General features: G+C 73.5%; 18 protein-coding genes, 3 tRNA genes and 1 pseudogene. 9 read left to right on the top strand and 13 right to left on the bottom strand.

All coding sequences use genetic code 11. The features are described 5' to 3' along the window. The first annotated feature begins 89 nt into the window (after nt 1-89). Nucleotides 90-1,391: a sigma-70 family RNA polymerase sigma factor gene (locus tag ACF1AG_RS02535; protein ID WP_391809222.1), complete on the top strand. Its 1,302-nt coding sequence runs from the start codon at nt 90-92 to the stop codon at nt 1,389-1,391. 49 nt (nt 1,392-1,440) lie between these two features. On the opposite strand, the gene ACF1AG_RS02530 is transcribed toward ACF1AG_RS02535, so the two are convergent. The 4 genes from ACF1AG_RS02530 to ACF1AG_RS02515 all read right to left on the bottom strand — a co-directional run bounded on the left by ACF1AG_RS02530 (nt 1,441) and on the right by ACF1AG_RS02515 (nt 7,021). After that, nucleotides 1,441-3,369: an ABC transporter ATP-binding protein gene (locus tag ACF1AG_RS02530; RefSeq protein WP_391809221.1), complete on the bottom strand. Its 1,929-nt coding sequence runs from the start codon at nt 3,367-3,369 to the stop codon at nt 1,441-1,443. Further along, nucleotides 3,369-5,102 (bottom strand): ABC transporter ATP-binding protein, encoded by a 1,734-nt coding sequence (locus ACF1AG_RS02525; protein ID WP_359600936.1) that lies wholly within the window; start codon nt 5,100-5,102, stop codon nt 3,369-3,371. The genes ACF1AG_RS02530 and ACF1AG_RS02525 overlap by 1 nt, the downstream gene beginning before the upstream one ends. A 123-nt stretch (nt 5,103-5,225) precedes the next feature. After that, the gene (locus ACF1AG_RS02520) at nt 5,226-6,677 is read right to left on the bottom strand and encodes an FGGY-family carbohydrate kinase (protein WP_391809220.1); all 1,452 of its coding nucleotides are present in this window, start codon (nt 6,675-6,677) and stop codon (nt 5,226-5,228) included. Nucleotides 6,678-6,715: 38 nt separating this feature from the next. Beyond that, the gene (locus tag ACF1AG_RS02515) at nt 6,716-7,021 is read right to left on the bottom strand and encodes a YtxH domain-containing protein (RefSeq protein ID WP_359600938.1); all 306 of its coding nucleotides are present in this window, start codon (nt 7,019-7,021) and stop codon (nt 6,716-6,718) included. Nucleotides 7,022-7,191: 170 nt separating this feature from the next. Between ACF1AG_RS02515 and ACF1AG_RS02510 the strand changes: the two genes are divergently transcribed. The 3 genes from ACF1AG_RS02510 (at nt 7,192) to ACF1AG_RS02500 (ending at nt 7,596) form a co-directional block, all read left to right on the top strand. After that, nucleotides 7,192-7,264, top strand: a tRNA-Asn gene (locus tag ACF1AG_RS02510). A gap of 5 nt (nt 7,265-7,269) precedes the next feature. After that, nucleotides 7,270-7,342, top strand: a tRNA-Asn gene (locus tag ACF1AG_RS02505). Between the two features lie 177 nt (nt 7,343-7,519). After that, a tRNA-Ile gene (locus tag ACF1AG_RS02500) sits at nt 7,520-7,596 on the top strand. 37 nt (nt 7,597-7,633) lie between these two features. Here the strand turns inward: ACF1AG_RS02500 and ACF1AG_RS02495 are convergent. From ACF1AG_RS02495 to ACF1AG_RS02475, 5 genes are all read right to left on the bottom strand, one after another. After that, on the bottom strand, nt 7,634-7,804 hold the full coding sequence (locus tag ACF1AG_RS02495; RefSeq protein ID WP_167338216.1) for a hypothetical protein: 171 nt from the start codon (nt 7,802-7,804) through the stop codon (nt 7,634-7,636). Between the two features lie 66 nt (nt 7,805-7,870). Beyond that, complete coding sequence (locus tag ACF1AG_RS02490; RefSeq protein ID WP_359745165.1) at nt 7,871-8,542, bottom strand: ANTAR domain-containing protein; 672 nt, start codon at nt 8,540-8,542, stop codon at nt 7,871-7,873. A gap of 234 nt (nt 8,543-8,776) precedes the next feature. Beyond that, nucleotides 8,777-9,814 (bottom strand): rod shape-determining protein, encoded by a 1,038-nt coding sequence (locus ACF1AG_RS02485; RefSeq protein WP_359600940.1) that lies wholly within the window; start codon nt 9,812-9,814, stop codon nt 8,777-8,779. 386 nt (nt 9,815-10,200) lie between these two features. Next, a complete protein-coding gene (locus ACF1AG_RS02480; RefSeq protein WP_391809219.1) occupies nt 10,201-11,538 on the bottom strand; it encodes a carboxyl transferase domain-containing protein in 1,338 nt (445 codons plus the stop codon). Next, entirely contained in the window at nt 11,531-13,000 is a 1,470-nt protein-coding gene (locus ACF1AG_RS02475; RefSeq protein WP_391809218.1) for an acyl-CoA synthetase, read from the bottom strand. The genes ACF1AG_RS02480 and ACF1AG_RS02475 overlap by 8 nt, the downstream gene beginning before the upstream one ends. 305 nt (nt 13,001-13,305) lie before the next feature. On the opposite strand from ACF1AG_RS02475, the gene ACF1AG_RS02470 reads away from it, so the two are divergent. After that, nucleotides 13,306-14,178 (top strand): RimK family alpha-L-glutamate ligase, encoded by an 873-nt coding sequence (locus ACF1AG_RS02470; RefSeq protein WP_387794604.1) that lies wholly within the window; start codon nt 13,306-13,308, stop codon nt 14,176-14,178. Here ACF1AG_RS02470 and ACF1AG_RS02465 read toward each other — a convergent pair. Further along, nucleotides 14,156-14,770, bottom strand: coding sequence for a hypothetical protein (locus tag ACF1AG_RS02465; RefSeq protein ID WP_359600944.1), 615 nt, complete (start codon nt 14,768-14,770; stop codon nt 14,156-14,158). The two genes, ACF1AG_RS02470 and ACF1AG_RS02465, sit on opposite strands and share 23 nt — an antisense overlap. A gap of 176 nt (nt 14,771-14,946) precedes the next feature. Between ACF1AG_RS02465 and ACF1AG_RS02460 the strand changes: the two genes are divergently transcribed. Then, a complete protein-coding gene (locus ACF1AG_RS02460) occupies nt 14,947-15,720 on the top strand; it encodes an IclR family transcriptional regulator (RefSeq protein ID WP_359600945.1) in 774 nt (257 codons plus the stop codon). Further along, on the top strand, nt 15,717-16,568 hold the full coding sequence (locus ACF1AG_RS02455) for an SMP-30/gluconolactonase/LRE family protein (protein ID WP_359600946.1): 852 nt from the start codon (nt 15,717-15,719) through the stop codon (nt 16,566-16,568). Before ACF1AG_RS02460 ends, ACF1AG_RS02455 begins: the two co-directional genes overlap by 4 nt. A 6-nt stretch (nt 16,569-16,574) precedes the next feature. Here ACF1AG_RS02455 and ACF1AG_RS02450 read toward each other — a convergent pair whose 3' ends face one another. From ACF1AG_RS02450 to ACF1AG_RS02440, 3 genes are read right to left on the bottom strand one after another with little or no spacing between them, the layout of a single operon-like run. Beyond that, nucleotides 16,575-17,999, bottom strand: coding sequence for an NAD(P)/FAD-dependent oxidoreductase (locus ACF1AG_RS02450; protein ID WP_387794605.1), 1,425 nt, complete (start codon nt 17,997-17,999; stop codon nt 16,575-16,577). A 31-nt stretch (nt 18,000-18,030) separates the two neighbouring features. Next, nucleotides 18,031-19,281: an MAB_1171c family putative transporter gene (locus ACF1AG_RS02445; RefSeq protein ID WP_359600947.1), complete on the bottom strand. Its 1,251-nt coding sequence runs from the start codon at nt 19,279-19,281 to the stop codon at nt 18,031-18,033. After that, a complete protein-coding gene (locus ACF1AG_RS02440) occupies nt 19,278-19,871 on the bottom strand; it encodes a toxin-antitoxin system, toxin component family protein (protein ID WP_359600948.1) in 594 nt (197 codons plus the stop codon). The genes ACF1AG_RS02445 and ACF1AG_RS02440 overlap by 4 nt, the downstream gene beginning before the upstream one ends. A gap of 353 nt (nt 19,872-20,224) precedes the next feature. On the opposite strand from ACF1AG_RS02440, the pseudogene ACF1AG_RS02435 reads away from it, so the two are divergent. After that, nucleotides 20,225-20,373 (top strand): annotated as a pseudogene (locus ACF1AG_RS02435) (carbohydrate ABC transporter permease); the annotation flags it as partial. Between the two features lie 38 nt (nt 20,374-20,411). Beyond that, complete coding sequence (locus ACF1AG_RS02430; protein ID WP_359600949.1) at nt 20,412-21,917, top strand: alpha-N-arabinofuranosidase; 1,506 nt, start codon at nt 20,412-20,414, stop codon at nt 21,915-21,917. Nucleotides 21,918-21,940: the final 23 nt, after the last annotated feature.

Below are 21,940 nucleotides of genomic sequence, written 5' to 3'. Positions count from 1 at the left end.
GCGGGTGATCGGGCGGTGACGGAGCGGACGCAAAAAGTCGACGCACGCCCCTCGTGGGGACGATGTGTCGTACCCCACACTGGGGGGCGGTGCCTGAGTCCTCGGAGCGCGGCCGGCCCGTCGGTGACGGGTCGCACACCCCCGCGGTTCCGCACATCGCGTACGGGACGGACAGCGGCGAGGCCGTCGACTCCGCCCCTGAAGTACCGCTGCCCCACCCCCAGGCAGCGATCATCCTGGAGGTCGCCCCCGTGCAGACCCAGACCCTCACCCAGACCGACAGCGACGTCGCCGGCGCAGCGCCGGACGCGGATCTGCTGGTGGCGATGCCCGCGCAGCCCCGCGCCGGGCAGCGTCCCGGGACCGGTCCCGAGCCGCCCGTGCAGGCGGAGGACCCCGTCGAGGCCGGACCCCCGGACGTCGTGGAGCCGGCCGAGCCCGCCGAGCCCGTCGACCCGCGGGTGCGGCCGGAGAGCGGCGGCCCCTCCGCCGACCTGTTCCGCCAGTACCTGCGGGAGATCGGCCGCATCCCGCTGCTCACCGCCGCCGAGGAGGTGGACCTCGCCCGCCGGGTCGAGGCCGGCCTGTTCGCCGAGGAGAAGCTGCGCCTCACCCCCGACCTGGACAGCCGCCTCGCGCACGACCTGGACCGGCTCGTCGTCATGGGCCGCATGGCCAAGCGCCGGCTGATCGAGGCGAACCTGCGGCTCGTGGTGTCCGTGGCCAAGCGGTACGTGGGGCGCGGGCTGACCATGCTCGACCTGGTCCAGGAGGGCAACCTCGGCCTGATCCGCGCCGTCGAGAAGTTCGACTACGCGCGCGGCTTCAAGTTCTCCACGTACGCGACCTGGTGGATCCGTCAGGCCATGTCCCGTGCGCTCGCCGACCAGGCCCGCACCATCCGCGTGCCGGTGCACGTGGTGGAGCTGATCAACCGCGTGGTGCGGGTGCAGCGGCGGATGCTCCAGGAACGCGGCTACGAGCCGACGCCGCAGGAGGTCGCCGCCCAGCTGGACCTGCCGCCCGAGCGGGTGGGCGAGGTGCTGCGGCTGGCCCAGGAACCGGTGTCGCTGCACGCGCCCGTGGGCGAGGAGGACGACGTCGCGCTCGGCGACCTCATCGAGGACGGGGACGCCGCCAGCCCCGTGGAGTCGGCGGCGTTCCTGCTGCTGCGGCAGCACCTGGAGGCGGTGCTGTCCACCCTGGGGGAGCGCGAGCGCAAGGTGGTGCAGCTGCGTTACGGCCTGGTCGACGGCCGGCCCCGCACCCTGGAGGAGATCGGCCGCATCTTCGGGGTGACCCGCGAGCGGATACGTCAGATCGAGTCCAAGACCCTCAACAAGCTCCGCGACCACGCCCACGCCGACCAGCTGCGCGGCTATCTGGACTAGTCGGCGGGTGCCGGAGGGACCGTGTCCCCTTCCTCCGGCACCCCCGGCCTCAGTCGACCTCCGCGACCGCCTGCGCGAACTGCGCCTTGTACAGGCGGGCGTACGCCCCGTCCGCCGCCAGCAGCTTCTCGTGCGCGCCCTGTTCGACGATCGACCCGTTCTCCATGACCAGGATGGTGTCCGCGTCGCGGATCGTGGAGAGGCGGTGCGCGATGACGAACGACGTGCGGCCGTGCGCCAGCCGGGCCATCGCCTTCTGGATCAGCACCTCCGTACGGGTGTCCACGGAGCTGGTCGCCTCGTCCAGCACCAGGATCACCGGGTCCGACAGGAACGCCCGCGCGATGGTGATGAGCTGCTTCTCGCCCGCGCTGACCCCGCTGCCCTCGTCGTCGATGACGGTGTCGTACCCGTCCGGGAGGGTGCGGACGAACCGGTCGGCGTGCGCCGCGCGGGCCGCCTCCTCGATCTCTTCCCGGGTCACGTCACGGGACGCGCCGTACGCGATGTTCTCCGCGATGGTGCCGCCGAACAGCCAGGTGTCCTGGAGCACCATGCCGATCCCGGCGCGCAGTTCGTCCCGCGTCATCCGCGCGATGTCCACGCCGTCCAGGGTGATCCGCCCGCCGGACACCTCGTAGAACCGCATCAGCAGGTTGACCAGCGTGGTCTTGCCGGCGCCGGTCGGGCCGACGATGGCGACCGTGCGGCCCGGTTCGACCGTCAGCGACAGGTCCTCGATCAGCGGCTTCTCCGGGTCGTACCGGAACGACACGTGCTCCAGCTCCACCCGCCCGCGCAGCTCCTCGGGACGCTCGGCGGGCGACGGGTCGGCCTCCTGCTCCTCCGCGTCGAGCACCTCGAAGACCCGCTCGGCGGAGGCCACGCCCGACTGCACCAGGTTCGCCATCGACGCGACCTGCGTCAGCGGCATCGAGAACTGCCGCGAGTACTGGATGAACGCCTGCACGTCCCCGATCGACAGCGACCCGGACGCCACCCGCAGACCGCCGACGACGGCGACCAGCACGTAGTTGAGGTTCGACACGCACATCATCAGCGGCTGCATGACACCGCTGTTGAACTGCGCCTTGAACCCGGCCTCGTACAGCGCCTCGTTCTCCTCGGCGAACTTCCGCGCCGACTCCTCCTGCCGTCCGAACACCTTCACCAGGGCGTGCCCGGTGTACATCTCCTCGACGTGCGCGTTGAGCGTGCCGGTGGAGCGCCACTGCTGCACGAAGTGCGGCTGCGACCGCTTCCCGACCCGCGTGGCGACCACGAACGACAGCGGCACCGTCACCAGCGCGACCAGCGCCAGGATCCAGGAGACGTAGAACATCATCGCCAGCACGCCGACGATGGTGAGCAGCGAGTTGATCAGCTGGCCCATCGACTGCTGGAGCGTCTGCCCGATGTTGTCGATGTCGTTGGTCGCCCGGCTCAGCACCTCACCGCGCTGCCGCTTGTCGAAGTACGACAGCGGCAGCCGCGACAGCTTCGTCTGCACGTCCTCGCGCATCCGGAACATGGTGCGGTTCACGGCCCGGTTCACCAGCCGCGTCGCGACCGCCATCAGCAGCCCCGCCGCACCGAACACGGCCAGCGCGAGCAGCAGGACGTGCCCCACCGCGGTGAAGTCGATGCCCTGACCCGGGGTGAAGTCCGTGGAGCGGAGCATGTCGGCGACCTGGTCGTCGCCGCGTTCCCGCATGGACTCCAGCACCTGCTCCTTGGTGGCGCCCGCCGGCATGTCCCGGCCGACGATGCCCGCGAACACCAGGTCGGTGGCCCGCCCCAGGATCTTCGGCCCGACCACGCTGAGCCCCACGCTCACCACCAGGCAGGCCAGCAGCCCGTACATGGTGAGGCGTTCCGGTCCGAAGCGGCCGAGCAGCCGCTTGCCGGACCCCGTGAAGTCGATCGACCGCTGACCGGGTGCGCCCCCGGCCATCATCCGGCCCCCTGGCCCCGCCATCAGGCCGCCTCCGCTTCCGTCAGCTGGGAGAGCACGATCTCCCGGTAGGTCTCGTTGTCCGCCATCAGCTCGTGGTGCCGGCCGGCGCCGACCACCCGGCCCTCGTCCAGCACCACGATCCGGTCGGCGTCCCGGATGGTCGCCACCCGCTGGGCGACGATCACCACCGTCGCCTCGGCCGTCTCCCGCCCGAGCGCCGCGCGCAGGGCCGCGTCCGTGGCGTAGTCGAGAGCGGAGAAGGAGTCGTCGAAGAGGTAGATCTCCGGGCGCTGCACCAGCGTCCGGGCGATGGCCAGGCGTTGGCGCTGACCGCCGGAGACGTTCGTCCCGCCCTGCGCGATCGGCGCGTCGAGCCCGCCCTCAAGACGCTCCACGAACTCCTTGCCCTGTGCGACCTCCAGCGCGTGCCACAGCTCCTCGTCCGTGGCGTCCGGATTGCCGTAGCGCAGATTGGTCGCCACCGTGCCCGCGAAGAGGTACGGCTTCTGCGGCACCAGGCCGACGGTCCGGGCGAGCAGCGCCGGGTCGACGTCCGCGACCGGCACCCCGTCGACCAGCACCTCGCCCTCGGTCGCGTCGAACAGCCGCGGCACCAGCCCCAGCAGTGTGGACTTGCCGCTGCCGGTGGAGCCGATGACGGCGGTGACCTCGCCGGGCCGCGCCACCAGGTCGACCGCCCGCAGCACCGGCTCCTCGGCGCCCGGGTAGCGGAAGCCCGCGCCCCGGATCTCCAGGTGTCCGTGCCGGCGCAGCTCCGTGACGGGCGCGGAGGGCGGCACCACGCTCGAGGAGGTGTCCAGCACCTCCTGGACGCGCTCGGCGCAGACCTCGGCGCGCGGCACCATCATGAACATGAACGTGGCCATCATCACGGACATGACGATCTGCATCAGATAGGCGAGGAACGCCGTCAGATCGCCGATCTGCATCCCGCCGCTGTCGATGCGGTGCGCGCCGAACCACACCACCGCGATCGACGACAGGTTCACCACCGTCATGACCACCGGGAACATCAGCGCGAGCAGATTGCCCGCGCGCAGCGACACATCGGTCAGCTCGGTGTTGGACCCGTGGAACCGCCGCTGCTCGTACGTGTCCCGCACGAACGCGCGGATGACCCGGTTGCCGGTGATCTGCTCGCGCAGCACCCGGTTCACGGTGTCCAGCCGCTCCTGCATGGTGCGGAACAGCGGCCGCAGCCTGCGCACGATCAGCGTCACGCAGACGCCCAGCACGGGCACCACCGCGACCAGCACCCCGGACAGCGGCACGTCCAGACCGAGCGCCAGCACCACGCCGCCCACGCACATGATCGGCGCCGAGACCATGAGGGTGAACGTCATCAGGGTGAGCATCTGGATCTGCTGGACGTCGTTCGTCGTCCGCGTGATCAGCGACGGCGCCCCGAAGTGACCGACCTCACGGGCGGAGAAGGACTGCACCCGGTCGAACACCGCGGCGCGCAGGTCCCGGCCCAGGGCCGCCGCGGTCCGGGCCCCGTAGTACACGGCGCCGACGTTGCAGACGACCTGCGCCAGCGAGATGCCGATCATCAGACCGCCGTGGCCCACGATGTAACCGGTGTCACCCTGCACGACACCGTTGTCGATGATGTCCGCGTTCAGCGTGGGCAGGTAGAGCGTGGCGCAGGTCTGCAGGAACTGCAGAACGACCAGGAGGGCGAGGGGTCTCTTGTAGGGCCGTAGACGGTCACGTAGTAGTCGTATGAGCACGCTGCATCTCTCGGAGTGGACGGCGGGGCCAGTGGTTGCCCGTGGCCCCTATCGTCGAACACTCCACCGGCGTTACCTCAACCCATTTACGGGCCCCGGCGCGCCGTCCCGTGCGCCCCCCTCCTACTGCTGGAACGCCCCCGGATGCGTCTGCTCGCGCACTGCCACGTACTGCTGGCGCACGGCCTGGCCCACCGAGAGTTCCTCGCCCGGGTCCAGCACCTGCGCCACCGGACCCGGCCACACGGGCGGGGTCCGCGGATCGAGTGCGCCCTGCGAGACGCCGAGCGCCCAGGCCGCCTGCCGGGCCGCGCCCGTCGCCGCGTAGTCCGCGGGCTGCGGCACGACCACCTGCGCCCCGAACAGCGCGGGCGCCGACGCCTGCACGGCGGGCAGTTCGGCCGCGGGCCCGAGCAGGAACACCCGCCGCACCTCCACGCCCCGCCCGCGCAACACGTCCAGCGCGTCCGCGAGTCCGCACAGCATCCCCTCGAACGCCGCCCGCGCCAGGTGCTCCGGCTTCATCGACTCCCGTCGCAGCCCCGCGAGGGTCCCGGCGGTGTGCGGCAGGTTCGGGGTGCGCTCGCCCTCCAGGTACGGCAGCAGCACCAGACCGTGCGCACCCGGTGTCGACTTCATCGCCAGGTCGGACAGGCTCTCCAGGTCCGGCAGCCCCAGCAGTTCCGCGGTGCCGCGCAGCGCCCGCACCGCGTTCAGCGTGGTGACGACGGGCAGATGCATACCGGTCGCGTCGGCCAGCGACGTGATCGAGCCGCCCCGGTCGACGAGCGGCTCGGGGTGCACGGCCATCACCGAGCCAGACGCGCCCAGCGACACGACCGCGTCGCCCAGCCCGATGCCGAGCCCGAACGCCGCCGCCATGGTGTCCGCCGTGCCGGCGGAGATCATCAGCCCTTCGGGGGTGGTGCCGGCCGCGTCCGCCGGGCCGATCACCTCGGGGAGCATCGCCTGGTGCCCGAGCGCCAGCTCCACCAGGTCGGGCCGGTAACCCCCGGTCGCCGCGGCCCAGTAGCCGGTGCCGGAGGCGCCGCCCCGGTCGGTGGTCCGGCGCACCGGCCGGCCCAGCAGCTGCCACACCAGCCAGTCGTGCGCCTGGAGCAGCACCGCGGTGCGGGCCGCGTTCTCCGGTTCGGTACGGGCCATCCAGCGCAGCTTCGTCACCGGCTGCGCGGCGCCCGGCACACAGCCCACGGCCTGCGCCCACGCCTCGCGCCCGCCGAGCGCGTCGACCAGATCGGCCGCCGCCACCTGCGCGCGCTTGTCGCCCCCCGTCATCGCCGGACGGACCGTGCCGCCCTGCGCGTCCAGCGGGACCAGCGCGCCCGCCTGCGCGGACACCCCGATCGCCTGCACGCCCTCCAGCAGTCCGCCGCTCGCGGCCTCGCCCAGGGACAGCAGCCAGGCCTGCGGGTCGACGTCCGGGGAACGGCCCGTGTCGGGACCCTGCACCGGGTGCGGGGCGTACCCCTGCCTGACCACGGCCCCGGTGTCCGTGTCACAGACGACGATGCGAGTGAAATCGGGCGCACTGTCCAGCCCGGCGACTATCCCCATACGGCGATTTTGCCGCATGGGGAGGGGTGCGTCGTCCGTCAGGTGTTGCTCGTGCCCCAGTCGTCCTCGGCCGGGCCGTGGGCGCTGCGCTCCCGCAGGGCGTGGACCCGCTGCGCGACCGTGTCGGGCACCCGGTCGCCGACCTTGTCGCTCATCACGTGGTACGCCTTGTCGGCGAACTCACGGCTCTGCTGTGCCGCGGACTCCGCGGTGTTGCGCACCGCGGGGTTCTGCGCCAGCTGGAGCGCGGACCTCTTCATCTGCTCGTAGCGCTCCCGCCCGGCTTTCGTGCCCAGCACGTAACCCAGGACGGCTCCGGCGACGAACGTGAGCCGGTATCGCATGGCGGCCACCCTTCCCGTTGTTCCAGTCTGTGTGGGTCTCCGGCGCGGCGACGGGCCGGGGAGTACCGATTGGCGGAGCACCCCCCTGCTTGCGCTAATGTATGTGTCGCAGCGAGCGCGCGCCCCCTGGCGAATACCCAGGCGGGTGCGTTCGATGCAGAACGAGGCATTCCTCCGTAGCTCAATTGGCAGAGCAGCCGGCTGTTAACCGGCAGGTTACTGGTTCGAGTCCAGTCGGGGGAGCTCGGTCCTCCGTAGCTCAATTGGCAGAGCAGCCGGCTGTTAACCGGCAGGTTACTGGTTCGAGTCCAGTCGGGGGAGCATGCTGAACGAGGGCCCCGCAGGGGTCCTTTTTCATGTCCGGTGGAACCGCGCGCGGCGCGGCGCTGTCTTCATGGTCAACAGGGCCGTACGCAGCCGACCATCCGAAGCAGGAGATCGTATGAGCGGCTATGCTGCGGCAGACGGCGCGCACACATGTACGCGACACGCCGCTATGGGGCGGTAGCTCAGCCGGTTAGAGCAGCGGACTCATAATCCGTCGGCCGTGGGTTCGAGTCCCACCCGCCCCACCACGTCACGGTTCACCGGAACCGTCGCCCCGGAGCCGGGTCAGCCGCCCCCGTGCGTCCCCCGTACGGCGTTGTCGTCGGACGCCGACGGCGCGTCCGACGGGTCACGTTCCCCTTCCGCCTGCGACGGCGTGGTGTGCACCACGTCGGGGGTGGTCCATTCGCTGTCGTCCCGGTCGCCCTCGGCCTGGGACGGAGTGTGCTCGCTCATCGTGCCGCCTCCCTGTCGCGGGACCCGTCGTTACGGCGACTACGAGTACCCCCCCGCGCGGCGATGTCACCGCGCGGCGCGGCGCGCGAGGGCGCGGGCCAGCGCCGTGCGCACCTCCGGCGGCGGGGGAGTGCCCTCCGCCTCGGCGCAGGCCGTCAGCGACTCCGCCACGGTGCGCAGCTTGGTGTTGGACAGCTGCGATGCCTCCCGCAGGATGTGCCACGCCTCGTCCGAGGTGCAGCCGTACGTCGCCATCAGGATGCCGCGCGCCTGGTCGATGACCGGACGGGAGGCGATGGCCTGCCGCAGCTGCTCCACCTCCTCCTGGAGCAGATGCAGCCGCTCCTGGCGCTCCAGCGCCACCGCCGACCCGGCGGGAGAGGGGCGCGGCGCGGGGGTGCGCAGCGGGTCCGTGGTGTCCAGCCCGGCCAGCTCCAGGATGCGGCGCGGCTGGCCGCTCCAGCGGGACGTGGTGACCGGCATGGACCGCCGGCGGGCGTGGTCGCGCAGGACCTCCAGGAACTCCAGACCCGCGGTGTCCATGAAGTGCACACCGCTCATGTCCAGGTCGACCCGCGCGGTCCCGGCCGGCAGCTCCGCCAGTCTCGCGGCCAGCATCTGGGCACAGCCGCGGACCAGCTCCCCGCGCGGGGTGAGCAGCGCCCGGTCCGCGTCCATGCGACCGCCGATGACCAAGGTGTCCTGCCGTCCCGGGGGGAACGAAGCCGCGGAAGTCATGTCACCGCCCTGTCGGTGCTCGTGGGTGGCCGGCCGGGCCGTCCCGGCGGCCCCGGCCGCCACCGGCACCCGCGCGAGAGGCTGCGCACCGTACTGCTGCGCTGCGGATGCGCCTGCCCACCCTGAGCGGCGGTACACACCGCGCCGAGTGAAACGGCCGGTAACGCACGACGGCCCGCCCGCACGGATGCGGGCGGACCGGGAGGAGGGACGGGCGCCGGGCCGAGGGGTGTCTCAGGCGCCCAGCGGGTCCAGGACCATGGGGGCGATACGGCCCTCCAGCATGGCGCCGAGCCCTTCCACGGCGCACAGCTCCGGCTGCTCCGCGATGTGCACCGGCATCCCGGTCGCCTGACGCAGCATCTGGTCCAGACCCGGCAGCAGGGCACTGCCGCCGACCATCATGATGCCGCGGTCGGCCAGGTCGGCGACCAGATCGGGCGGGCAGTCCCGCAGCACCTTGCCGATGCCGTCGAGGACCGCGGTGAGCGGAGTCTGGATGGCCCGCCGCACCGCCGCCGTGTCCACCTTCACCGACCGGGCGAGACCGGTGGCGACGTCCCGGCCGTGGATCTCCGTGACCTCCGGCCCCTCCGGCGTCAGCCCGTTCCCCTCCAGCGCCAGCTGGAGAGGCCGTACGGACTGGCTCGGCAGCATCAGCTCGTGCTGGTGACGCAGGTGCTGCACGATCGCCGCGTCCACCGCCTCGCCGCCCACCGGGATGCGCTCGGCCCGCACGATCGAGCCGAGCGACAGCACGGCGACCTGGGTGGCCGCCGCGCCGCACACCATGATCATGGTGGCCTCGGGCCGCTCCACCGGCAGCCCGCAACCGACGGCCGCCGCGATCAGCGTGTCCACCAGCTCCACCCGGCGGGCGCCGAGACCGACCAGCGTCTCGATCGCGGCGCGCTGGGCCAGCGGGTCGGCGTCGTGCGGGGTGCAGGCGGCCGCCCGCAGCCGAGGCCTGCGGCGCAGGGCGCGGCGGGTGCGGTCGCCGATCAGCTGACGCAGCATCCGCTGCGCCATCTCGATGTCGACGACGGTGCCGCCGGTCACCGGCCGGACCACGCGGATGTAGTCGGGGGTGCGCCCGGTCATCTTCTCCGCGAACTCGCCGACGGCGATCAGCGCTCCGGTACGGGTGTTCACGGCGGCGACGGACGGCTGGTCGACGACGAGGCCGGCGCCCTTGACGTACACCCGGGTGCGGGCCGCGCCCAGGTCGACGGCGAAATGGCAGCGGCGCAGCTGCTCCAGACTGGCGGTCACGGCAGTTCCTCCCGAGTGCGCGGCCTGGGCCCGCCGGGCGGCGGGCCTCTTCGCATCGTGCGCGCCGGGCGGGGGCGGCGCCTTTTCTGGGGGGCCGGGAGAGGGGCCGCCGAACGGGGGTCCCGTTCGCGGGCGGGAGCGCAGGCAGCGGTCGACCGACTCCGGGTCGGGTCCGGGGAGACCTCCGGGCAGAGGTCGGGGCGTGGGTGCCGAACGGCGGATCCGTGCCGGTTGTTCTCCTGATAATGCTTCAGAACCCCACGTCCCGAAGAGGCGATCCTGTGAGTCATGAGAAGCCCCGCACCGGTCGGCGGGACGACGAGCACGGGCTGACGTCCCGGGAAACCCCTCCCCGGTGAGACCGAGTCCGCGGCGGAGCTGGCCGCCTAGGCCTCCTCAGGCCGAACGATCCCCCGCACCACCCCCAGCTCCACCAGGTCCTGCGGCCGGATGCGCAGGGCGTCCGCCGTGGGTTCCACCTCGGACGGCGGGCGTTTCAGGATCGCCGCCGCCAGTTCCGGGGCGATCACCGAGAAGTAACTGTCCGGGGTGGCCCAGGTGTTGCCAGGCGCGGCCAGTGCGAGCGCGCCGCCCGAGCCGCCCTCGCCGACGACCAGGGTGGTCAGGGGCGTGCGCGCGGCGGCGGCGGCGGCGAACAGGTCCGCGATGGCCGCACCCGCGCCCTGCCGTTCCGCCTCCGCGTCGTTGGCCGCGCCCGGGGTGTCCACCAGGGTCAGGACGGGGATTCCGAGGCGGTCGGCGAGGCGGACCAGACGGGCGGCCGTGCGGTAGCCGGCGGGGCGGGTGGCCGTGCCGGTCTGGGCCGCGTAGGCGACCGTACGGCCGCCGTGATCGCCGAAGCCGCAGAGCATGCCGTCGTCGGCGCCGCCGCTGCGGTCGCCGGAGAGCCGGACGCGGGACGTGAAGTACGCGTCCAGGTAGGCGGTGGCGCGCGGGCGGTGCGGTGCGCGGGCGCGGCGGACCGCGTCCCAGCCGGTGGCCGGCAGGCCCGGGACGCCGAGCGCGTGCGGCGGCGGGGCCGGTTCGGCCGAAGGGCGGGTCAGCAGGCGCAGCCAGCGGCCGAGAGCCGCGCGCAGCTCCTCCGGCGGGACCAGCGCGTCCGCCGCGCCCGCCGCGACCTGCGCCTCGGCCGTGTACGCCGCCGGGTCCGCGTCCGGCGGGCGGACCCGGGAGCCGGCGAAGCCGACCTGCGCCCCGGGCAGGGCGAGCACCACGTCCGCGCCCGCGCCCAGCGTGGCCCAGCCGCCGCCGGTCGTCGGGTCCCGCAGGACGGCTATCTGAGGGAGCCGCGCCTCGCGGGCCCGCGCCGAGGCGCGCGCCACCCGCTGGAGCTGGGTCAGGGCGAGCATGCCCTCCTGCATGCGGCTGCCGCCGGTGGCGACCAGGGACACCAGCGGCAGCCGGTGCGCGACGGCGTGCGCGTACGCCGCCTCCAGGCGGTCGCCGGTGCCCTGGCCGAGGGAGCCGCCGAGGAAACCGAACTCGAACGCGAGCAGCACGGCACGCGTGCCGTCGACGTCCGCGACCCCGCAGACCACGGACTCGGTCTCGCCGGTGCGTGCGGCGGCGCGGGCGCGGGCCTCGTCGTAGCCGGACCAGCCGAGCGGGCCGTCCGTCGCCGACCGCCGAGCGGGGTACGGCAGTTCGGTGAACGAGTCCGTGACCAGGGTGAGGGCCTCGCGGGCCGAAGGACGGTCAGTCATGCGCCAGCGCCCGCTTCATGATCTTGCCCATGTCGTTGCGGGGCAGGACGTCGAGGTGGCGGACCACCCGGGGCCGCTTGTGGGGGGCGAGGCGCGCCGCCACATGCTCCGCCAGCTCGTCCAGGCCCGGTGGGGACTGCGGGTCGGCCGGCACCACCCACGCCACGATCCGCTCGCCCAGATCGGCGTCGGGCTCCCCGGTGACGGCGGCCTCCCGCACGCCCGGGTGCTCCAGCAGAGCGTTCTCGATCTCGCCCGCGCCGATCTTGTACCCGCCGCTCTTGATGAGGTCGGTGGCCTTGCGGCCCACGATGCGGACGTCGCCGCCGGGGTCGCGGACCGCCATGTCGCCGGTTCGGAACCAGCCGTCGGCGGTGAACGCCTCGGCGGTGGCGTCGGGACGGTTGAGGTACTCGGTGAACAGGTTCGGACCGCGCACCTGGATCTCGCCCACGGTCTCCCCGTCGTACGACGCCACCGGGGTGCCGTCCTCCTCGACCAGCCGCAGCTCGACGCCGGGCAGCGGCACGCCGACCGAGCCGGGGCGGGACTCGCCGTCGACGGAGACGCTGGTGTTCATCAGCGTCTCCGTCATGCCGTACCGCTCGACGACCCGGGCTCCGGTCGCCGCCGTGATGCGCTCGTGGTCGTGCACGGGCAGCGCGGCCGAGCCCGACACCAGCAGCCGCGCCCCGGACAGCGCCCGCACCAGGTCCGGTTCGGCGGGCAGCGCCTCCGCGACGCGGTGGTACATCGTCGGCACGCCGAACAGCATGGTCGCCCCGGAGTTCAGCTCACGGGCCACGCCCTCGGTGGTGAACCGGCCCAGATGGCGCACCGACCCGCCGCGCCGCAGCGGGCCCAGCGTGCCGAGGACCAGGCCGTGCACGTGGAACAGCGGCAGGCCGTGCACCAGCACGTCCGCGTCGGTCCACCGCCAGGCGTCGGCGAGGGCGTCCAGCGTCGAGGCGATCGAACGGCGGGGGATCACGGCGCCCTTGGGCGGGCCGGTGGTGCCGGAGGTGTAGACGATCAGGGCCGGGTCCTCCGGGCTGCGCTGCCGGTCGTCGGGCACGGAGCCCGGGTCGGCGCCGCGGGCCGGGTCCACGGCCACGCGGGGCAGGGCGGCCGGCGCGTCGGGCAGCGCGGTGCCGGGCGCGGCGAGGAGTACGTCGGGGGCGCTGTCACCGAGGATGTGGCCCAGCTCCCGCTCGCCCGACTTCGGGTTGAGCGGGACCACGACCACCCCGGCGAGCAGCGCGGCGGTGACGGCGACGGCGGTCTCCAGGGTCGGAGCGGCCCACACGGCGGCCGTGCGCACCCCCTTGAGGTCCCCGGCCACCGCGCCGGCCGCGGCGGCGAGTTCCCCGTACGTCAGTGAGCGCCCGCCGAAGCGCAGGGCGGGACGGCCGGCGAAGCCGCCGGCCGGGCCGTCGGTGAGGGCCGGGAAGAGAGAGGGCACGCGTCGTACTCCTTGGGTCGCTGTCGCCGCTGTCGTCGCTGTGGTCGTCGTCGTGGCTGTGTCCGGTGTCCTACCCCCGGCCGGGTGCCACCATCACCAGCCACCACCGCCGGGACCGCCGCGACGACGATCCCGCCGCAGGCCACGAGCTGCCGGAAGCGGCGTCCGCGGTCCACGTCCGGTGCGGCGGTGAGGACCGGGGCGCCGTTGGCGGGGCCGCCGCTCCGCTCCGCGCCATCGGTAGGGTGGAGGGGGTGAGTTGACGGTCCGGTCGGTCGGTCCGGCCTGGAGGGGAGAGGGACGCCGTGGTGCGTGTCGCGCTGGTGACCTGTGCGGACGGGCCCGACGTGGCCGAGGACCGGGATCTGCCGGTGCTGGTGCGGGCGTTGAACGCGGCAGGCGCGGAGGCCTCCGCCGAGGTGTGGGACGACGGCCGCGTCGACTGGGCCGGCTTCGACCTCGCCGTGATCCGCTCCACCTGGGACTACAGCTGGCGGGCGGCCGAGTTCACCGCGTGGGCCGAGCGGTGCGGGGCGCTGACCCGGCTGGCCAATCCGGCGGACGTGGTGCGCTGGAACACCGACAAGCGCTACCTCGCGGACCTCGCGGCAGCTGGGGTGCCCGTGGTGGAGACGCGGTACCTGGCGCCCGGGGAGTTCGTGGAGCTTCCGGACGGCATCGAGTTCGTGGTGAAGCCGGCCTCCGGCGCGGGCGCCCGGTTCGCCGCCCGCTACACCCCCGACGAGCACGACACCGCCGTACGGCACGTCCGGCGCTTGCACGACGACGGGTTCACGGCGATGGTGCAGCCGTACGTGCGGGCCATCGACAGCGGCGGGGAGCGGGCGCTGCAGTTCTTCGGCGGGAAGCCGCTGCACGCCAGCAGGAAGGGGCCGGTACTCGCTCCCGGCACCCCCTACGACCGGCGGAAGACCGCCCACCCCGGGCTGACCGACTGGACTCCCACGGCGGACGAACTCTCCGTCGCCGAGGCCGCGTTGTCCGCCGTGCCCGGCGCGCCCGAGCTGCTGTACGCGCGGGTGGACCTGGTGGACGGCGACGACGGGCGTCCCCGGGTGATGGAGCTGGAGCTGGTCGAGCCGAACCTGTTCCTGTGGCTGCACCCCGAATCGCTGCCCGTGGTCGCGGAGCGGATCATCGAGGCGGCGGGCCGCTGACGCCCGTCCGCTGGAGCAGCCCCCAGGTGAACTCCGCGGCCACCTCGTGAGGACGGCCCTCCGCGTCCGGGGCGGTGAACGCCAGCCCCCACCGGGTGGGCGCCGACCCCTCGAGCGGGCGGGCCGGGGCGAAGGCGCGGGCCACCTCGTCCACCGTGCACGACCAGGGCGTGAGATCGTCCAGCGTGCGCAGCGCGGGCGCGGGCGCGCCGGGCGCGCGGACCAGCCACTCGTTCCACACCGCGCCCCCGCCCGCCGGGGTCAGCACCTCGAAGCGCAGGTCCGGCCAGAGCGGCAGCGGCCACCGCCACGCCTCGCAGTCCAGGTCGCCGACCCGGCGCGGGGTGCGGGACTCCGGCTCGCCCAGGACCGACCGGTACCGGGACAGGGCGGGGCGGGGACGCGGCGAGCGCACCATCGCCTGCCAGCGCCGGTTGGCCTCCCGCATGTCGGCGAGGGAGGCGCCCAGTGCGCGACGGGCGTCCTCCACCAGGCCGGGGTTGTGGTCGGCCATGCGGCGCAGCAGCACCAGCTGGAAGTGGAACGGGGTGAACGGTTCAGGCGGGCGTCGTCCGGTGGGCACGGGACCCATCGTCGCCCACCGAGGGCTCTGCCGGCGGGCGGCTGTTCGGGAGGAGCAGCACCGAGGGTGGTCGCGCGGTTTCCCGCGCCCCTTCCGGGGCGTTGCCCCTGACGTGGGGGATGGCTAGCCTGTGTTCGTCATGCCGATCGTTTGTTGGTATATCGAACACTAGGAGGGGGCCGGTCGTGGGACGACTTGTGCCAGCCGTGACCCGGGCTCTCGACATCCTCGAGCTCTTCCTGGACGGGGACGGCACGCTCTCCGCCCCCGACATCGTGCGCAGGCTGCAACTGCCGCGCACCACCGTCCACGAGCTGGTCTCCACGCTCGCCGCCCGTAAGTACATCGTCCCGGTCGCCGGTCAGCCCGGCCGCTACCGGCTGGGCGTCCGGCCGTACCAGCTGGGCGCCCGCTACGCCGAGCACCTGGACCTGGCCGCCGAGGGGCAGCAGGTCGCCCGGTCCGTCGCCGAGACCTGCGACGAGACCGTGCACGTGGCGATCCTGGAGGACACCGACGTCATCTACATCGCCAAGGTGGACTCCACCCACGCGGTGCGGATGGTGTCGGCGGCCGGCCGCCGGCTCCCCGCGCACTGCACCTCCGTCGGCAAGATGCTGCTGGCCTCCCTCCCCGAGCAGGAAATGGCCGCGCGCTTCCCCGACGGCGCGGAGCTGACCGCGATGACCCCGAACAGCATCACCGACCCGGCCGTCCTGCGGGAGACCCTCGCCGAGATCCGCACGCGCGGCGTCGCGGTGGAGAGCCGCGAGTCCAACCCGGACGTGTCCTGCGTCGCCGCCCCGGTGCGCGACCGCACCGGACAGGTCGTCGCCGCGCTGTCCATTTCCGTACCGATGATCCGCTGGAGCGACGACCGCCTGGGCGAGCTGGAGCAGCTCGCCGTCAAGGGCGCCGCCGAACTCTCCGAGCGCCTGGGCCACAGGAGCATGACATGACACTCGCGTTCGACGTCGCGGTCCGCGCGGAGGCGGAACTGGGCGAGGGGGCCACCTGGGACCCGGCCACCGGGCGGCTGCTGTGGATCGACATCCTGAACTCCCGGGTGCACACCTACGACCCCGCCACCGGCCGCCGCACCGTGCGCCGCACCGAGCAGCACGTGGGCGCGGTCAAGCCGCGCACGGGCGGCGGACTGGTGCTGAACCTGCGCGACGGCGTCGGACTGCTCGACCCCGACGACACCTTCCGCTGGCTGCACCGCGAGCCGGTCGCCGGCCGCCGCGGCAACGACGCCGCCGTCGCCCCCGACGGCAGCCTCCTCGCGGGCACCATGCGCTACGACGAGACGCCCGGCGGCGGCACCCTGTCCCGGGTGACCGGCGACGGCACGGCCACCGTGCTCCTGGACGACGTGACGGTGAGCAACGGCACCGGCTGGAGCCCCGACGGCCGGCTGATGTACTACATCGACACGCCCACCCGCCGCGTCGACGTGTTCGACTTCGGCGCGGACGGCACGATCACCGGCCGCCGTCCGCTCGCGGAGATCGAGGAGGGCGCCGGCTTCCCCGACGGTCTCACCGTCGACGCCGACGGCTGTGTGTGGGTGGCCCTGTGGGACGGAGGAGCGGTGCGCCGCTACACCCCGTCCGGCACGCTGGACCGGGTGGTCGAGCTGCCCGTCCCGCGCGTCACGTGCTGCGCCTTCGGCGGCCCGGCGCTGACCGACCTGTACATCACCACGGCCCGCGTGGGCCTCGCCGCCCCGCACCCGCTCGCCGGGTCCCTGCTGGTGGTCCCCGGCGCGGGCAAGGGCGTCGCCCAGCCCGCGTTCGCCGGCTGAGGAGCCTCAGGTCAGGCCGGCCGCCTTGCGTTCGTCGGCGGTCAGGGGCGGGTCCGTCAGGGCGGGCTTCAGCGGACCCGCCAGCGCGGCCACGAGGACCCGCGGGGACAGCAGCACTCCCGGACCCCGCTCCAGCGACGTCACGTCGGTGACCCGGCGTGCGACGCGCCCGTTCCCGGTGGCCGTGTGCATCAGCCGGCCGACGTACGCGGCCGTCCACCGGTCGCGTGCGGACGGGCCGTCGTGCGTCGGGCCCGGGTAGAACACGTCCTGGCCCAGGGCGAGGTCCCAGGCCGGGCCCGCCGGCCGGGCCACCGCGCGCTGCGCCCGGCGGGCGAGACCCGGCGTCCCCCAGCCGTGCCGCCGTACCGTCGCGCGCAGCGCCGCCGCACCCTGCGCCGCCACCGACATGCCGTGGCCGTAGACGGGGTTGAGGGCGGTCAGCGCGTCCCCGACCACCACCAGGTTCTCCGGCCACGCCTTCATGCGCTCGTAGAAGAAGCGGCGGTTGCCGGTGGCCCGGGTGAGCGACACCCCCGTCTCGGGGACCGCGGCGCCGAGCAGGTCGGCTATCAGCGGATGGCGCAGCTCCTCGCGGGCGTACCGTTCGAAGCCGGCCGCTTCGGAGGTGGGTTCGCCGCCCGTGGTGCCGAACAGGGTGACCAGCCAGCGCCCGTCCTCCACGGGCAGCAGCACCCCGCCGCGGCCCGGCCCGCCGGTGCGCGGGTCCTGCTGCACGTTGACGACCGGGAAGCCGTCCCGGGCCCCCTCCGGGGCGCGGTAGAGACGGCTCGCGTACACCAGCCCGGTGTCCACCTCCCGGCGCTCGGGGGCGGGCAGCCCGGCGTCGGCCAGCCAGCGGGCGGTGCGGGAGGCGCGGCCCGTGGCGTCCACCACGAGACCGGCCCGCAGCGTGCGCTCGGCACCGTCACGGGTGCGGACCCGGACGCCGTCGACGGCGGTGCGGGTGCCGTCGAGCGAGAGGATTTCGGTCCGGTCGAGCATCTCGATCCGCCCGTCGGCGAGCACCTGCGCCCGCAGGGTCGCCTCCAGCAGGTCCCGGGTGCACAGCAGCATGAAGTGGGACTCGTCCCAGCGCCGGTACCAGCCGTACGGGGAGAGCACCACCATGTTCGTGGTGACCGGCTGGCGGTGGGCCCCCGCGGCGCGCAGCCGGTCGACGGTGCCCGGCACGAGGTCCTCGAGGGCGTGCGCGCCGCCCGACCACAGCTGGTGCGCGTGCCGGGCCTGCGGGACGCCGCGTCGCGGTCCGGGTCCGGCGGGCAGCGCGTCGCGCTCCACCACGGTGACCCGGGCGAACGGGGCGAGGGCCCGGGCGGCGAGCAGTCCGGCGACGGATCCGCCGAGCACGACGGCGGTGGCGGGACGTCCGTCCGCGGACGGGGGTCTTCTCTCTGGGGCGGCGGGCACGCTCTTCGTTCTCCTGACCTGTCGTCGGTTCTCAGTCGGCGGACGCGCCGCGGGGCACGGCCGTCCGGGGGTCCGCCGCGAGGGCGGCGGCCCGTGCGCGGACCGCCTCCACGACGTGGGGGTGGCGCAGTTCCCGGGAGACGGCGCCGATCTCCCGCAGCAGGTCGGTGGTGTCGGGGTCCTGGGTGCCCTCGCCGTCCGGCGCGCGGCGCCGGCACTCGACGGCCTCCAGGATCGACACGGCGTTCGCCAGGGCCACGGCCCGCTCCGGCGGGAACCCGAGGCCGAGGGCCGCCTCGCGCGTCCGGTCACGCCGTTCCTCGTCGATGTGCCGGGCCAGGGTGAGCAGTTCGTCCCGGATGAAGGTCTCCCGGCGGATCAGGCGCAGTTCCGTGGTGGCGCGCAGCAGGAACGGCACGCCCCTGCCGTTGGCCGAGCGCATCAGCAGGTAGAGCGGGCGGAGCCGGTGGTGGGCGAGCCGGACGCGCCAGCGTTCGTGCAGGAACTGGCCGGCGTGCGGGAGGATGAAGCCCACCGCGATCAGGATGGCCGACAGGCAGGCGACGGGCGGCGCGAGGTCGGTGCTGAGCCAGTCCAGGTCGTTGCCGGTCCAGCGGGCGGCGACGGCGGTGAGCTTGGCGGCGTCGAAGACCAGGTTGAGCGCGTAGCCGACGCCGAGGAGTTTCAGGCCCCACCGCAGCCAGGCGTCCAGCCCTGCGGTCTGCACCCAGTTCCACAGCAGCCGGCAGGTGATGAGGACGGCGACGGTGTGCGCGAGCAGGTACAGCAGGATCTGCTCGCGCATGAACGGCGTGGTCGCGTAGTAGGTGTCCAGGTCGCGCAGCCGTTCCTCGGAGGCGTCCGCGAGGAAGAACAGCACCCACAGGGCGACGATCACCCCGGAGTAGAGGGAGACCACCCAGCGCATCGCCCGCCGGGTGGCGGCGGAGCGGTCCGAGAGCCCGTTGCGCCAGGCGATGATCAGCAGCAGGCAGGAGGCGCAGAACGCGGTGAGGAGCGAGTAGCACCACGGCGCCGATATGTTCGGCACCCCCGTGAGGCGGTTGACCCGGGCGATGGTCGTGGGCGCCACGAAGACGAAGACGGCGCACGCGAGCAGGAGCAGTCCGCCCACCGCGCGCAGCAGCGGGTCCCGCCACAGCCGCACGATGGTGGGCAGCTTGATGATCAGGGCCGCGGTGAGGACGCCCGTGGGGATCCAGAAGGATATGTAGAGGTCGCCGAGGACGTCCGACGGTGTGAGGGCGAGCGGTGCGGTCACCGGTGCGTTCCCCGCCGTCCGCGGTAGCCCAGGGCCCGTTGGAGGGGACCGGCGTCGGCGTCCCGGTCGTCCAGGAGGGTGCGCACGGCGGCGGCCATCCGGTGCCCGAACTCGTCGGCCTCGGCCTCCTCGGCCTCGCGGGAGCCGTCGCGCGCGGCCATGGCGAGCGCGGCGTCCCAGTCAGGCGGGCCGGCCGCGAGAACCTGCTCGGCCGCCGTCGGGGCGTGGTGCCGGTGACCGGCGTGCATGTGCCACAACTCGTGGCCGAGGATGACCAGTTGCTGCATGGCCTCCGCTCGCTCCTCCACGATGACCAGGTCGAAGTCCTGGAACTCCACCCACAGGCCGGTCACTTCGATCTCGTCCGGGAAGCGTTCGAAGCGCAGGACGACGGGCCGTCCCCCGCGCCGCGCGCTCATCTCCTCGCACAGTACCCGGCACGCCGCCCGGACGTCCGTGAGGGGGCCGGAGCGTACACGGAGCGCGGTGGCGAGATCGCCGGCCAGGCGGCGCAGGACGGCGCGGGCCCGGGAGCGCCGCAGCGCGGAGGCGAGCCGTACGGCCCGCGTCCGTGCGCCCGCGCCATCCATCGAATCCCCTCGCCCGTGCGACCGCCGCACCCCAGGCTGTTCGAGCGTACGCGGCCGGATGTGTCCGCGTCACGTGATCCCGTGACCGCCGGGGGACGGGACGGTGCGCGCGGCGGGCGAGTTCTGTCCGGGGCATTGACGCGTCACCCCCCGGCACTTACGGTCCCGTTCGAAGTTACGGGCGTCTTTCGAAATATCGAACATGCAGGGCTTGTGCACGCGATGAGCAGAGGGGCGGGGAATGGGACGACCTGGCCTGGACCGCAGGCAACTCCTCGCCGGGTACGGCGGGCTGCCGGCCGCCCGGAGCCGCTGCTTCACGTTCCCCCGTACGGGAGCATCTTCGCGAGCACGTGCCGCTGTCCCCGCCCTCCCCCGCCGCGGTCGGCATCTTCACCTTCCTCAGCCCCTGGAACACTTTCCTGTGCTGATCGTCGTCTTCGTCTTCTTCCAGCGCCAGATCGTGGCGGGCGCCGCCCGCACCGGACCCGCCGGCCGGTGACGCCCCCTCAGCAGGACCCGACCCGTCGAAAGGACACGATGCGCACCGCCCGCTTCACCCTGGACCCCGCCTTCACCGTCGGCACGGTGGACCCCCGGCTGTTCGGCTCCTTCGTCGAGCACCTCGGCCGGTGCGTCTACACCGGCGTCTTCGAGCCGGGCCACCCCACCGCCGACGCCGACGGCATCCGCGGCGACGTCCTGGACCTGGTCCGTGAACTCGGTGTCACCGCCGTCCGCTACCCCGGCGGCAACTTCGTCTCCGGCTACCGCTGGGAGGACTCCGTCGGCCCCGCCGAGGAACGCCCGCGCCGCCTCGACCTGGCCTGGCGGTCCACCGAGACCAACCGCTTCGGCCTGTCCGAGTACATCTCCTTCCTGCGGAAGATCGGGCCGCAGGCCGAGCCGATGATGGCCCTCAACCTCGGCACCCGGGGCGTCGCCGAGGCCCTCCAGCTCCAGGAGTACGCCAACCACCCCGGCGGCACCGCCCTGTCGGACCTGCGCGTGGAGCACGGCGACAAGGACCCGTTCGGCATCCGGTTGTGGTGCCTGGGCAACGAGATGGACGGTCCCTGGCAGACGGGGCACAAGACCGCCGCCGAGTACGGCAGGATCGCCGCCGAGACCGCCCGCGCCATGCGCCAGATCGACCCCGGCGTGCAGCTCGTCGCCTGCGGCTCCTCGGGCCGCTCCATGCCGACCTTCGCCGAGTGGGAGGCCACCGTCCTGCAGGAGACGTACGACCTGGTCGACCACATCTCGCTGCACGCCTACTACGAGCCGCTCGACGGCGACGTGGACTCCTTCCTCGCCTCCGCCGTCGACATGGAGACCTTCATCGAGGACGTCGTCGCCACCTGCGACCACGTCGGGGCCCGTCTGAAGTCCCGGAAGAAGATCAACCTCTCGTTCGACGAGTGGAACGTCTGGTACATGTCCCGCACCCAGGAGCAGGTGAGCGCCCTCGACTGGCCCGAGGCGCCGCGTCTGCTGGAGGACAACTACAGCGTCATGGACGCGGTCGTCCTCGGCTCGCTGCTGATCGCGCTGCTCCGGCACGCGGACCGGGTCACCGTCGCCTGCCTGGCCCAGCTGGTCAACGTCATCGCGCCGATCATGACCGAGCCGGGCGGCCCGGCCTGGCGGCAGACGACCTTCTTCCCGTTCGCCCAGGCCTCGAGGTACGGCCGCGGCGAGGTCCTCGACGTGCGCGTGGACTCCCCGACGTACGACACGGAGAAGTACGGGGAGGCGGACCTGCTGCACGCGACCGCGGTGCGGGGCGAGGACGGCACGGTCACCGTGTTCGCCGTCAACCGCTCCCGCACCGAGCCGCTGCCGCTGGACGTCGCACTGAACGGGCTCGGCCTGACGTCCGTCGTCGAGCACAGCGTGCTCGCGGACGCCGACCCCGACGCCCGCAACACCCTCGCCGAGCCCGGCCGCGTGATCCCGCACGCGGCCGAGGGCACCACCCTGGACGGCGGCCGCCTCACGGCCGGGCTGGAGCCGCTGTCCTGGAACGTGATCCGGCTGGCGTGAGACGCGCCGGGCGTCCCCGGGCC

Origin of the sequence: Streptomyces sp. NPDC014764, from assembly GCF_043082785.1 — a bacterium.
In the GTDB taxonomy this organism is placed as follows: Bacteria; Actinomycetota; Actinomycetes; order Streptomycetales; family Streptomycetaceae; genus Streptomyces; species Streptomyces althioticus.
Note: the sequence above shows the minus strand (reverse complement) of the source record. Positions and strands in the feature narration are given on the sequence as shown.